Origin of the sequence: Pseudomonas sp. NPDC087615, from assembly GCF_044743445.1 — a bacterium.
Taxonomy (GTDB): Bacteria; Pseudomonadota; Gammaproteobacteria; order Pseudomonadales; family Pseudomonadaceae; genus Aquipseudomonas; species Aquipseudomonas baetica_A.
In genome coordinates this window covers 1-12,746 of the sequence record NZ_JBIUWM010000092.1, presented here as the reverse complement: position 1 = coordinate 12,746, position 12,746 = coordinate 1, and the positions used below count along the sequence as shown (strand labels likewise).

At 60.4% G+C, this 12,746-nt stretch carries 9 protein-coding genes, 1 pseudogene and 1 riboswitch; of the genes and pseudogenes, 9 read left to right on the top strand and 1 reads right to left on the bottom strand.

What is annotated here, in order from left to right; genetic code table 11:
- Positions 1-2: 2 nt before the first annotated feature.
- From ACIOU6_RS26695 to astE, 7 genes are all read left to right on the top strand, one after another.
- Positions 3-1,223: an aspartate aminotransferase family protein gene (locus ACIOU6_RS26695; RefSeq protein ID WP_401139651.1), complete on the top strand. Its 1,221-nt coding sequence runs from the start codon at positions 3-5 to the stop codon at positions 1,221-1,223.
- A 224-nt stretch (positions 1,224-1,447) separates the two neighbouring features.
- On the top strand, positions 1,448-2,467 hold the full coding sequence (gene aruF, locus ACIOU6_RS26690; protein WP_059404897.1) for an arginine/ornithine succinyltransferase subunit alpha: 1,020 nt from the start codon (positions 1,448-1,450) through the stop codon (positions 2,465-2,467).
- A 51-nt stretch (positions 2,468-2,518) separates the two neighbouring features.
- The gene (gene astA, locus ACIOU6_RS26685; protein ID WP_221734286.1) at positions 2,519-3,544 is read left to right on the top strand and encodes an arginine N-succinyltransferase; all 1,026 of its coding nucleotides are present in this window, start codon (positions 2,519-2,521) and stop codon (positions 3,542-3,544) included.
- Positions 3,541-5,010, top strand: coding sequence for a succinylglutamate-semialdehyde dehydrogenase (gene astD / locus ACIOU6_RS26680; RefSeq protein ID WP_401139653.1), 1,470 nt, complete (start codon positions 3,541-3,543; stop codon positions 5,008-5,010). Before astA ends, astD begins: the two co-directional genes overlap by 4 nt.
- Before the next feature lie 161 nt (positions 5,011-5,171).
- A complete protein-coding gene (gene astB / locus ACIOU6_RS26675; RefSeq protein WP_401139648.1) occupies positions 5,172-6,518 on the top strand; it encodes an N-succinylarginine dihydrolase in 1,347 nt (448 codons plus the stop codon).
- Between the two features lie 57 nt (positions 6,519-6,575).
- Positions 6,576-6,866 carry a hypothetical protein gene (locus tag ACIOU6_RS26670; RefSeq protein WP_016983958.1) on the top strand — a complete coding sequence of 97 codons (291 nt, stop codon included), beginning with the start codon at positions 6,576-6,578 and terminating at the stop codon, positions 6,864-6,866.
- A gap of 12 nt (positions 6,867-6,878) precedes the next feature.
- Positions 6,879-7,889, top strand: a complete 1,011-nt coding sequence (astE, locus tag ACIOU6_RS26665; protein ID WP_401139646.1) for a succinylglutamate desuccinylase — start codon at positions 6,879-6,881, stop codon at positions 7,887-7,889.
- Between the two features lie 160 nt (positions 7,890-8,049).
- Here the strand turns inward: astE and ACIOU6_RS26660 are convergent, their stop codons facing one another.
- Positions 8,050-8,559, bottom strand: a complete 510-nt coding sequence (locus ACIOU6_RS26660; RefSeq protein WP_401139643.1) for a 6,7-dimethyl-8-ribityllumazine synthase — start codon at positions 8,557-8,559, stop codon at positions 8,050-8,052.
- A gap of 101 nt (positions 8,560-8,660) precedes the next feature.
- A riboswitch (FMN riboswitch) is annotated at positions 8,661-8,833 on the bottom strand.
- Positions 8,834-9,030: 197 nt separating this feature from the next.
- Here ACIOU6_RS26660 and ltaE point away from each other — a divergent pair.
- A complete protein-coding gene (ltaE, locus tag ACIOU6_RS26655; RefSeq protein WP_401139640.1) occupies positions 9,031-10,035 on the top strand; it encodes a low-specificity L-threonine aldolase in 1,005 nt (334 codons plus the stop codon).
- A 146-nt stretch (positions 10,036-10,181) separates the two neighbouring features.
- Positions 10,182-12,671, top strand: a pseudogene (gene alaS / locus ACIOU6_RS26650) (alanine--tRNA ligase); the annotation flags it as partial.
- Between the last annotated feature and the right edge of the window lie 75 nt (positions 12,672-12,746).

Genomic DNA, 12,746 nt, shown 5'->3' with positions numbered 1-12,746 from the left:
AGATGTCCGTTGAGCACGCTGCGGTACAACGCGCCGATTTCGACCTGGTTCTGGTTCCCAACTACGCGCCTGCCGCTTTCATTCCGGTGCGTGGCGCCGGTTCCCGCGTCTGGGATCAGGCCGGCCGCGAGCTGATCGACTTCGCCGGCGGCATCGCCGTCAACGTATTGGGCCACGCGCACCCCGCGCTGGTCGGTGCCTTGACCGAGCAAGCGAACAAGCTGTGGCACGTTTCGAACGTGTTCACTAACGAGCCAGCCCTGCGTCTGGCGCACAAGCTGATCGACGCAACCTTCGCCGAGCGTGTGTTCTTCTGCAACTCCGGCGCCGAAGCCAACGAGGCCGCCTTCAAGCTGGCCCGTCGCGTCGCATTCGACCGTTTCGGCACTGAGAAATACGAGATCATCGCCGCGCTGAACAGCTTCCACGGCCGCACCCTGTTCACCGTGAACGTGGGTGGCCAGTCGAAGTATTCCGACGGTTTTGGCCCGAAAATCACCGGTATCACCCACGTTCCCTACAACGATCTGGCGGCGCTGAAAGCGGCCGTTTCCGACAAGACCTGTGCGGTCGTGCTCGAACCGATCCAGGGCGAGGGCGGCGTACTGCCGGCCGAACTGGCTTACCTGCAAGGTGCCCGCGAACTGTGCGACGCGAACAACGCGCTGCTGGTGTTCGATGAAGTGCAGACCGGCATGGGCCGCAGCGGCAAACTGTTTGCCTACCAGCATTACGGTGTGACCCCGGACATCCTCACCAGCGCCAAGAGCCTGGGCGGCGGTTTCCCGATCGCGGCGATGCTGACCACCGAAGCGCTGGCCAAACATCTGGTCGTCGGCACCCACGGCACCACCTACGGCGGCAACCCGCTGGCGTGCGCGGTAGCGGAAGCTGTGATTGACGTGATCAACACCCCTGAAGTGCTGAACGGCGTCAATGCCAAGCACGACAAGTTCAAAACCCGTCTTGAGCAGATCGGCGAAAAGTACGGCCTGTTCACTCAGGTGCGTGGCCTCGGTTTGCTGATCGGTTGCGTGCTGAGCGACGCCTGGAAAGGCAAGGCCAAAGACATCTTCAACGCCGCTGAGAAAGAAGGCTTGATGATTCTGCAAGCAGGTCCCGACGTGATCCGTTTCGCCCCGAGCCTGGTGGTCGAAGACGCTGATATCGATGCCGGTCTGGACCGCTTCGAACGTGCCGCTGCAAAACTCACGCAAGCTTGATAGACCTTTCGATGCCTGAGCGTTTCAGGCGTCGATCAAAATTTTAATGCCAGGCTAGACCAGAAGTGGGAGCGGGCTTGCTCGCGAAAGCGGTGGGTCAGACAGCGAAAATGTTGACTGATACACCGCTTTCGCGAGCAAGCCCGCTCCCACACTGATCGCTGTTCAAGCAGTGAGAGCCTGGCTATTTCTTCTGTGAATTTATAAGAGAAAGGAGTGACACCATGCTGGTGATGCGCCCCGCGCAAATGGCTGATCTGGGCGAGGTACAGCGTCTGGCTGCGGACAGCCCGATTGGTGTCACTTCCTTGCCGGATGACGTGGAACGTCTGAGCGACAAGATCGCCGCGAGCGAAGCCTCGTTTGCCGCCGAAGTGAGCTTCAACGGTGAAGAGAGTTATTTCTTCGTCCTTGAAGACTCCGCCACCGGCAAACTGGTCGGCTGCTCGGCGATCGTTGCTTCGGCCGGTTATTCGGAACCGTTCTACAGCTTTCGTAACGAGACCTTCGTCCACGCCTCCCGCGAGCTGAAGATCCACAACAAGATCCATGTGCTTTCGCAGTGCCACGACCTGACCGGCAATAGCTTGCTGACCAGTTTCTACGTGCAGCGTGAGTTGGTGGGTTCGCCGTGGGCTGAGCTCAATTCCCGTGGTCGTTTGCTGTTCGTCGCCAGCCACCCGGAGCGTTTCGCCGATTCGGTGGTGACTGAGATCGTCGGTTACAGCGATGAGAATGGCGATTCGCCGTTCTGGGACGCCATCGGTCGCAATTTCTTCGACCTCAACTACGCCGAGGCCGAGCGCCTGTGCGGGTTGAAAAGCCGTACGTTCCTCGCCGAACTGATGCCGCATTACCCGATCTACGTGCCGCTGCTGCCGGATTCCGCCCAAGAGGCGATGGGCCAGGTGCACCCGCGAGCGCAGATCACTTTCGACATCCTGATGCGCGAAGGTTTCGAGACCGATCACTACATCGATATTTTCGACGGCGGCCCGACCCTGCATGCGCGTGTGTCGGGGATCCGTTCGATCGCCCAGAGCCGCGTGGTGCCGGTGAAGATCGGCGAGCCGGTCAAAGGTGCCGGGCGCCAGTATCTGGTGGCCAACGCGCAGTTGCAGGATTACCGCGCCGTGTTGCTTGAGCTGGACTACGCGCCGGGCAAACCGGTGACTCTTGATCTGGAAGCGGCCGAGGCCTTGGGCGTCGGTGAAGGTGCCAGCGTGCGCCTGGTGGCGGTTTAACGCCTTAGCGAGTTTTACGGGTGGCGAAGGCGGCCCGTTTGAGGAGATAGCATGATTGTTCGTCCCGTACGCAGCAGCGATTTATCCGCGCTGATCGACCTGGCCCGCAGCACCGGCACCGGCCTGACCACGTTGCCGGCCAACGAAGAACGCCTGACCCATCGGGTCGACTGGGCTGAAAAGACCTTTCGCGGCGAAGCCGGCCGTGGCGATGCGGATTACCTGTTCGTGCTTGAAGACGACGACGGTCGCGTGGTGGGCATTTCCGCTATCGCCGGCGCGGTCGGTCTGCGTGAGCCCTGGTACAACTTCCGTGTCGGCCTGACCGTCAGCGCTTCGCAAGAGCTGAACATCTATCGTGAGATCCCGACGCTGTTCCTGGCCAACGACCTGACCGGCAACTCCGAGCTGTGCTCGCTGTTCCTGCACGCCGATTACCGTAACGGTCTGAACGGCCGCATGCTGTCCAAGGCGCGGATGCTGTTCATCGCTGAGTTCCCGGAGCTGTTCGGCAACAAGATCATCGCCGAAATGCGCGGTGTGTCGGATGACGCTGGCCGTTCGCCGTTCTGGGAAAGTCTGGGCCGGCACTTCTTCAAGATGGAGTTCAGCCAGGCCGATTACCTGACGGGGGTCGGCAACAAGGCATTCATTGCGGAGCTGATGCCGAAATTCCCGCTGTACACCTGCTTCCTGTCGCCTGATGCACGCAATGTCATCGGCCAGGTCCACCCGGACACCGAGCCCGCGCTGGCGATGCTCAAGAGCGAAGGGTTCAGCTATCAGGGCTATGTCGACATCTTCGACGCCGGCCCGGCCATTGAATGCGAAACCAGCAAGATCCGCGCGGTGCGTGACAGCGAAGCGCTGGTGCTGGCGGTCGGTACGCCGGGCGACGATGCCACGCCGTTCATCATCCATAACCGCAAACGCGAAGACTGCCGCATCACGGCTGCGCCGGCACGTCTGGCTGCCGGCACGCTGGTGGTCGATCCACAAACCGCCAAACGTCTTCAACTCAACGCGGGCGACCAAGTGCGCGCCGTGGCGTTGTCTGCTGCTCGGGAGTCGAAATAATGAATTCGCTATACATCGCAGGTGAATGGCTGGCCGGTCAGGGCGAAGCTTTTCAGTCGCTCAATCCGGTGACCCAGCAAGTGCTGTGGTCGGGTGAGGGCGCCACTGCCGCTCAGGTCGAGTCGGCCGTGCAGGCGGCGCGTCAGGCGTTTCCGGGTTGGGCACGGCGTTCGCTGGAAGAGCGCATCAGCGTGCTCGAAGCCTTCGCTGCTGCACTGAAGAACCACAGTGACGAACTGGCCCGCACCATCGGTGAAGAAACCGGCAAACCACTGTGGGAAGCCACCACCGAAGTGACCAGCATGGTCAACAAAATCGCGATCTCGGTGCAAAGCTACCGCGAGCGTACCGGCGAGAAGAGCGGCCCGCTGGGCGACGCCACCGCCGTGCTGCGCCACAAGCCTCACGGCGTGGTTGCGGTGTTCGGCCCTTACAACTTCCCTGGCCACTTGCCGAACGGCCACATCGTCCCGGCGCTGTTGGCCGGTAACAGCGTGTTGTTCAAACCGAGCGAGCTGACCCCGAAAGTCGCCGAGCTGACGGTCAAGTGCTGGATCGAAGCCGGTTTGCCGGCCGGCGTCCTGAACCTGCTGCAAGGCGCTCGCGAAACCGGCATTGCGCTGGCGGCGAACCCGGGCATCGACGGTCTGTTCTTCACCGGTTCCAGCCGCACCGGCAACCACTTGCACCAGCAATTTGCCGGGCGTCCGGACAAGATTCTTGCGCTGGAAATGGGTGGCAACAACCCGCTGGTGGTGGATCAGGTCGCTGACCTCGACGCGGCGGTGTACACGATTATTCAATCCGCGTTCATCTCGGCGGGCCAACGTTGCACTTGCGCCCGTCGTCTGCTGGTGCCGCAAGGCGCGTGGGGCGACAGTCTGCTCAAGCGTCTGGTTGAGGTCAGCTCGACCATTGAAGTCGGTGCGTTCGATCAGCAACCGGCGCCGTTCATGGGCTCGGTGATTTCCCTTGGCGCGGCGAAAGCGTTGATGGATGCCCAGGCGCATTTGCTGGCCAATGGCGCCGAGTCACTGCTGGACATGACGCAGCCGCAGGCGCAAGCCGCGTTGCTGACCCCTGGCATTGTTGATGTGACCGCGGTGGCCGAGCGTCCGGACGAAGAACTGTTCGGCCCGTTGCTGCAAGTGATCCGCTATACCGATTTCGCTGCGGCGATCAATGAGGCCAACGACACCGCTTACGGCTTGGCCGCCGGTCTGTTGTCGGATTCCGAAGATCGTTATCAGCAATTCTGGCTGGAAAGTCGCGCCGGCATCGTCAACTGGAACAAGCAATTGACGGGGGCTGCGAGCAGCGCGCCGTTTGGTGGTGTGGGTGCCTCGGGCAACCATCGCGCCAGTGCCTACTACGCGGCGGATTATTGCGCGTACCCGGTGGCGTCGCTGGAAACGCCAAATCTGGTGTTGCCTGCCACTCTGACGCCTGGCGTGAAGATGGCGTGATGCCAATCCTGGCAGGCTAGCTCCCACAGGTTCGGTGGTGCTCACACATTTTGTGTGCGACGCAATACCTGTGGGAGCCAGCCGGCTGGCGATGGCCGCGCCGCGGTCTTACTGAACAGTTACTGAAGCCTATAACAACAGATTCTCGTGGAGCCTCGCTGATGAAATCCTATGAAGTCAATTTCGACGGTCTAGTGGGGCCGACCCATAACTACGGCGGTCTGTCCTACGGCAACGTTGCGTCCCAGAGCAACAGTCAGCAGTCCTCGAACCCGAAGGAAGCGGCGCTGCAAGGCCTGGCGAAAATGAAAGCGCTGATGGAAATGGGCTTTCAGCAAGGCGTGCTGGCGCCGCAGGAGCGTCCGGACGTGGCCGCTCTGCGCCGTCTGGGTTTCAGTGGCAGCGACGCGCAAGTGATCGAGCGCGCGGCCAAAGAGGCCATGCCTTTGCTGGTCGCCAGTTGCTCGGCGTCGAGCATGTGGGTGGCCAACGCCGCCACGGTCAGCCCGAGCGCCGACACCTCTGACGGCCGCGTGCATTTCACCGCCGCTAACCTCAACTGCAAATACCACCGCAGCATCGAGCACCCGACCACGAGCCGCGTGCTCGGCGCGATGTTCGCCAATCAGCAACACTTCGCCCATCACGCTGCGCTGCCAGCGGTGGCGCAGTTTGGTGACGAAGGCGCGGCCAACCACACACGTTTCTGCCGTGAGTACGGCGAGGCCGGTGTCGAGTTCTTCGTGTTCGGTCGCAGTGCCTTCGACAACCGTTATCCAGCGCCACAGAAATACCCGGCCCGGCAGACCCTCGAAGCGTCGCAAGCGGTTGTGCGTCTGCACGGTCTGCGTGACGAAGGCGTGGTTTACGCACAGCAGAACCCTAACGTGATCGATCAGGGCGTGTTCCACAACGACGTGATCGCCGTGGGTAATGGCGAGGTGCTGTTCTATCACGAGGACGCGTTCCTCGACACCGATCAGATGCTGGCCGAGTTGCAAGGCAAACTGGCCAAGGTTGGCGGCAATTTCCAGTCGATCTGCGTTCCGCGTTCGGCGGTCACCGTGGATGACGCGGTGCGCTCCTACCTGTTCAACAGCCAATTGCTCTCGCGTCCCGACGGCTCGATGTTGCTGATCGTGCCGCAAGAGTGTCAGGCCAACGAGCGCGTGTGGGCCTACCTGCAAAGTCTGACCAGCTCCGGCGGTCTGATCCGTGAAGTGAAAGTCTTCGACCTCAAGCAGAGCATGCAGAACGGCGGCGGCCCGGCGTGCCTGCGCTTGCGCGTCGCGCTGAATGAAACCGAACTGGCGGCCGTCAACCCAGGGGTTATCATGACGGCCCCGTTGTACGGTTCGTTGACCGCATGGGTTGAAAAGCACTACCGCGACCGCCTGAGCGAAACCGATCTGGCGGACCCGCAATTGTTGCTTGAATGCCGGACGGCACTGGATGAACTGACGCAAATCCTTAAACTGGGCGCTGTTTATCCATTCCAGATCAATTGATGACCGGTGCTCCGCTTGAACGCGGCGCACGGTTCGTCTCCCCAAGAGAGTAAAAACATGAGCGATTCCCTGCAGCTGATCCTTGAAGATACCGACGGCACGCAACTGCAAACCTCGTGCACCCGCGTCGCGGTCATGTGGCAAGGCAAAGAGCTGTGGATCCAGCAGGACGGCCGTGGCCAACTGCTGATCGGCGTCGACGTTGAAGAAGGCGATGCCGAGTACGCCAACCTGCTGCTGCGCCCATTGGCGACTAATCTGGTAAGTCTGCAACTGGAAATGGAACCGGCCGACGTCGGCGACGACGAAGACCACGTGCACGGCCCGGATTGCAACCACGACCACTAAGGAAACCGCTTTATGCTCGCCCTCGGCAAACTGCTTGAACTGACCCTCGCCGGCCGCGAACCGGCGGAGAAGACTCAACTGACTGTCGAAGGCGTGCGCATGCGCTGGTTGAGCGAAGGTGCGCTGGAAGTCCGGCCACCGCAAGCGCGCGACAATGGCCTGGACTTGCTGCTGTCGGCAGGCATCCATGGCAACGAAACAGCGCCGATCGAGTTGCTTGATCGGCTGCTGCATGACATCGCTCGCGGCGATCTGAAGCCGCGCGCACGCATTCTGTTCCTGTTCGGCAACACCGAGGCGATTCGCAAAGGCGAGCGTTTCATCGAGCAGGACGTCAATCGGCTGTTCAACGGTCGTCACGAACAAAGCAGCGGCTCTGAAGCGCTGCGTGCCTGTGAACTTGAGCGGTTGGCGGCGAGTTTCTTCAGCCTGCCGGATCGCCAGCGCTTGCACTATGACCTGCACACGGCCATTCGCGGCTCGAAGATCGAGCAATTCGCCCTGTATCCGTGGAAGGAAGGACGCCAGCATTCGCGTAAAGAACTGGCGCGCTTACGTGCTGCGGGCATGGAAGCGGTGCTGTTGCAGAACAAATCGTCGATAGTGTTCAGCTCATATACCTACGACAAACTCGGCGCCGAGGCTTTCACGCTGGAATTGGGCAAGGCGCGGCCCTTCGGGCAGAACGCCGGGGTCAATGTGTCGCGGCTGGAAACTCGTCTGAAACAGATCATTGAAGGCAATGAGCCTGATCTGGCGCAGGAGGGCCTGGATGGCTTGCAACTGTTTAGCGTCGCGCGGGAAATCATCAAGCACAGCGATGCGTTCCGCCTGAACCTGCCGCAGGACATCGAGAACTTTTCCGAGTTGGAAGTCGGTTATGTACTGGCCGAGGACTTGGCCAATACCCGCTGGATCATCGAGGAAGAAGGCGCGCGGATCATCTTCCCCAATCCCAAGGTCAAGAACGGCTTGCGAGCGGGCATCCTGATCGTACCGGCCACCGACGAAAACCTCGCCTGAAACAATTTGGGGGACCAACACCTATCTCCTGTGGGAGCGGGCTTGCTCGCGAATGCGGTGTGTCAGTGAAACATCTGTTGACTGGTACACCGCATTCGCGAGCAAGCCCGCTCCCACATTTGGATCTGAGTGAGGTCTGAGACCCCACTCGGTGCAGATATCAGACCGCTACAGCACGCGGCTCTGTGCGGCGCAGGGCGCGGATTTTCTTCAGTGTATCCGCGCACGTCTTCGCCGCTTCCTGACCTTTGTGCACAAAATGCTCGAAGAAGAACTTCTGATGTTCTTCACCGGCATGGAAATGATGCGGGGTCAGGGACACCGAGAATACCGGCACTTCGGTTTCCAGTTGCACCTGCATCAGGCCGCTGACCACCGACTGGGCGACGAACTCATGACGGTAGATGCCGCCGTCCACTACCAGGGCTGCCGCGACGATGCCGGCATAACGACCGGTCTTGGCCAGCAGCTTGGCATGCAGGGGCATTTCAAAGGCGCCGCCGACTTCGAAGAAGTCGATGTCCGATTCCTGATAACCCTGAGCGAGCATTTCGGCGACGAAGCCTTTACGGCTTTGGTCGACGATTTCCTTGTGCCAGCAGGCCTGGATGAACGCGACGCGCTCGCCATGAGGGTGTTTGCTTTTGCTGTCGATAGCGGTGGGTTGCATGTTCTGACTCCTGTTTGTGTGAAAAACAGGGCGTTATGAATCGAAGGGGATTCAAGGGGACGCACGAACGCAGAAGCGCGCGGACGGCTCTTGGGTGTCAATCCCGTTCTCTCTTCATCCGGACTATGACCGTCGGCCCCGGAATCACACCGGGTCTGCTGACCTTGCCGCCGTCCACTAGCCAAAGCCGTGTCCGTCGCCAAGCGCTCGCGGGCTATGCGCATTGCGCGCAATTACCGCCGGTGGGGAATTGCACCCCGCCCTGAGAACGTTTTCGCCACCCTTTCTCGGGCGGCGCAGCGTTTTTAACACAGAATTTGTATCTGTGCATTGCGCCTTTCAGATGATTGTTATCGGTTTTTTGAACGCTTGTGCGGTGTTTTCGTGCGCCAAGGGTTGATTAATCGGCGCGATGACCGCAGTAATCCACCTTCGTAAAGGGATTTCCCCTGCTGACTTGAGGCCAGGTTCATGAGTGTTATCGATCTTCGCAGCGACACCGTCACCCAACCGACTCCCGCCATGCTCGACGCCATGACCGGCGCCGCCACCGGTGACGACGTGTACGGCGAAGACCCGACGGTCAATCGTCTGGAAGTCGAATTGGCAAAACGCCTGGGGTTCGCCGCCGCGTTGTTCGTGCCGACTGGCACCATGAGCAACCTGTTGGGATTGATGGCGCATTGCGAGCGCGGTGACGAGTACATCGTTGGCCAACAGGCGCACACCTATAAGTACGAAGGCGGTGGCGCAGCGGTGCTCGGTTCGATCCAGCCGCAGCCGCTGGAGGTACAGGCCGATGGTTCGCTGGATCTGGATCAGGTGGCCGCAGCGATCAAACCAGACGACTTCCATTTCGCCCGTACTCGCCTGCTGGCGCTGGAAAACACCATGCAAGGCAAAGTGTTGCCACTGGAGTATCTGGCCCGGGCACGACGCTTTACTCAGGATCACAGCCTTCAATTGCACTTGGACGGCGCGCGTTTGTACAACGCAGCGGTCAAGCTCGGGGTAGATGCCCGGGAAATCACTCAGTATTTCGATTCAGTTTCGGTGTGTCTGTCCAAGGGCTTGGGGGCGCCCGTCGGTTCGGTGCTTTGCGGTTCTGAGCAACTGATCGGCAAGGCTCGTCGTCTGCGCAAAATGGTCGGCGGCGGCATGCGTCAGGCCGGATTGCTGGCGGCGGCGGGGTTGTATGCGCTGGATCACAACGTTGAGCGTCTGGCGGATGACCATGCCAATGCTCAATGGCTTGCTGAAGGCCTGCGTGACGCGGGTTTCAGCGTCGAACCGGTACAGACCAACATGGTTTATGTGCAGATGGGTGACAAAGCCGAGGCGATCAAGGCGTTTGCTGCCGAGCGCGGGATCAAGTTGAGTGCTGCCTCGCGTCTTCGCATGGTCACGCACATGGACGTCAACCGCTCGCAAATCGATCAAGTGATCGCGGCATTCGTCGAGTTTTCGCGCAAGTGACAGCGTTAGCCGTCCAATTGACCGTTTCTATCGTATAAACACGCTGTACCCCGCGCGCAGGGCAGATATAATGCGGCCCTTTGCCGTCGCTTCGTCTGTTGACGTTTCGAACAGGCCTTTGGCCGCAGCCTCCGTGGAAGAACCTAATGAAAAGCGCAGAAATCCGTGAAGCCTTCCTTCGCTTCTTCGAAGAGCAAGGCCACACCCGTGTAGCCTCCAGCTCTTTGATTCCGGGCAACGACCCAACCCTGCTGTTCACTAACGCGGGGATGAACCAGTTCAAGGACTGCTTCCTGGGCCAGGAAAAGCGCGCGTACACCCGCGCCGTTTCCAGCCAGAAATGCGTGCGCGCCGGCGGCAAGCACAACGACCTGGAAAACGTCGGTTATACCGCCCGTCACCACACGTTTTTCGAAATGCTGGGTAACTTCAGCTTTGGTGACTATTTCAAGCGTGATGCGATCACCTATGCCTGGAACTTCCTGACGTCCGACAAGTGGCTGAACCTGCCGAAGGAAAAACTGTGGGTCACCGTCTATGCCAGCGATGACGAGGCGTACGACATCTGGACCAAGGAAATCGGCGTTCCGGCCGAGCGCATGGTGCGCATTGGCGACAACAAGGGCGCGCCGTACGCTTCCGACAACTTCTGGACCATGGGCGATACCGGCCCGTGCGGTCCTTGCACCGAGATTTTCTACGATCACGGCGCCGACATCTGGGGCGGCCCACCGGGCTCGCCTGAAGAAGACGGCGACCGTTACATCGAAATCTGGAACAACGTGTTCATGCAGTTCAACCGCACCGCCGATGGCGTGTTGCACCCGCTGCCAGCGCCGTCGGTCGACACTGGCATGGGGTTGGAGCGGATCAGTGCCGTGCTGCAGCACGTTCACTCGAACTATGAAATCGACCTGTTCCAGAGCCTGCTGGCCGCCTCGGCCAAGGCCATCGGTTGCACCAACGACAATCAGGCATCCCTGAAAGTCGTGGCTGACCACATTCGCTCCTGCGGCTTCCTGATTGCCGACGGCGTGCTGCCGTCCAACGAAGGTCGCGGTTATGTGCTGCGCCGGATCATTCGTCGTGCTTGCCGTCACGGCAACAAACTCGGCGCCAAGGGCAGCTTCTTCTACCAGATCGTTGCCGCTCTCGTGGCCGAGATGGGCGAAGCCTTCCCTGAACTGAAATCCCAGCAGGCGCACATCGAGCGCGTGTTGAAAGCCGAGGAAGAGCAGTTCGCCAAGACCCTGGAACAAGGCCTGAAAATCCTCGAGCAGGATCTGGCTGACCTCAAAGGCGACGTGGTGCCGGGCGACGTAGTGTTCAAACTCTACGACACCTACGGTTTTCCGATGGATTTGACTGGCGACATCGCTCGCGAGCGCAGCCTGACCATCGACGAAGAAGGTTTCGAGCGCGAGATGGAAGCCCAGCGCGTGCGTGCGCGTTCCGCCAGCTCCTTCGGCATGGACTACAACAGCCTGGTCAAGGTTGATGTGGATACCCAGTTCACCGGCTATCACAACACCAGCGGTTCGGCGAAAGTCGTGGCTCTGTATAAAGATGGCCAGTGCGTCGACATTTTGAGTGAAGGCCAAGAGGGCGTCGTGGTGCTGAACCAGACCCCGTTCTACGCTGAGTCCGGCGGCCAGATCGGCGATTGCGGTTATCTGCAAGCGGGTAGCAGCCGTTTTGATGTGCGCGACACCACCAAAACCGGCGGGGCTTTCCTGCACCACGGTGTGTTGGCATCGGGCAGCCTGATCGTTGGCGCGCCGGTGGAAACCCACGTCGAAGCTGACGTGCGTCACGCCACTTCGCTGAACCACTCGGCCACGCACTTGCTGCACGCAGCACTGCGCAAGGTGCTGGGCGATCACGTTCAGCAAAAAGGTTCGTTGGTCGACAGTCAGCGCCTGCGCTTCGACTTCAGCCACTTCGAAGCGATCAAGCCTGAACAGTTGAAAGAACTGGAAGACATCGTCAACGCCGAGATTCGCAAGAACTCCGCCGTTGAAACCGAAGAAACCGATATCGAGACCGCCAAGCAGAAAGGCGCCATGGCGCTGTTTGGCGAGAAGTACGGCGACAACGTGCGGGTGCTGAGCATGGGTGGCGACTTCTCCGTCGAACTGTGCGGCGGTATCCATGCCAACCGTACCGGTGACATTGGCCTGCTGAAAATCATCAGCGAAGGCGGTGTGGCATCGGGCGTGCGTCGTATCGAGGCCGTCACGGGCGCTGCGGCACTGGCCTACTTGAACGCGGCAGAAGAACAACTCAAGGAAGCGGCCAGCCTGGTCAAGGGCAGCCGTGACAACCTGATCGACAAGCTGTCGGCTGTGCTGGAGCGCAACCGTCTGCTGGAGAAGCAACTCGAGCAGTTGCAGGCCAAGGCGGCCAGCGCTGCGGGCGACGATCTGTCGGCCTCGGCACTGGATGTCAAAGGTGTGAAGGTTCTGGCTGCACGCCTGGATGGTCAGGATGGCAAAGCGCTGCTGGCGCTGGTCGATCAGCTGAAAAACAAACTCGGCCGCGCAGTGATCCTGCTCGGCAGTGTCCATGAGGAAAAGGTCGTTCTGGTTGCAGGCGTAACCAAAGACCTGACTGGCCAAAAAACCCGCGGTGGGTTGGGCCGGTACGGGGTTGGTTAGGGCTGGCACCGAAACGAGCGTTTAGGCATGGGGCAGGGGGAGGGGGCACTCGGG

What these genes read in the sequence shown, in the direction of transcription:
- astE (WP_401139646.1), top strand. Translation starts at nt 6,879, where the DNA reads ATGCTCGCCCTCGGCAAACTGCTTGAACTGACCCTCGCCGGCCGCGAA.
- ACIOU6_RS26670 (WP_016983958.1), top strand. Translation starts at nt 6,576, where the DNA reads ATGAGCGATTCCCTGCAGCTGATCCTTGAAGATACCGACGGCACGCAA.
- ltaE (WP_401139640.1), top strand. Translation starts at nt 9,031, where the DNA reads ATGAGTGTTATCGATCTTCGCAGCGACACCGTCACCCAACCGACTCCC.
- astA (WP_221734286.1), top strand. Translation starts at nt 2,519, where the DNA reads ATGATTGTTCGTCCCGTACGCAGCAGCGATTTATCCGCGCTGATCGAC.
- aruF (WP_059404897.1), top strand. Translation starts at nt 1,448, where the DNA reads ATGCTGGTGATGCGCCCCGCGCAAATGGCTGATCTGGGCGAGGTACAG.
- astB (WP_401139648.1), top strand. Translation starts at nt 5,172, where the DNA reads ATGAAATCCTATGAAGTCAATTTCGACGGTCTAGTGGGGCCGACCCAT.
- ACIOU6_RS26695 (WP_401139651.1), top strand. Translation starts at nt 3, where the DNA reads ATGTCCGTTGAGCACGCTGCGGTACAACGCGCCGATTTCGACCTGGTT.
- ACIOU6_RS26660 (WP_401139643.1), bottom strand. Translation starts at nt 8,559, where the DNA reads ATGCAACCCACCGCTATCGACAGCAAAAGCAAACACCCTCATGGCGAG.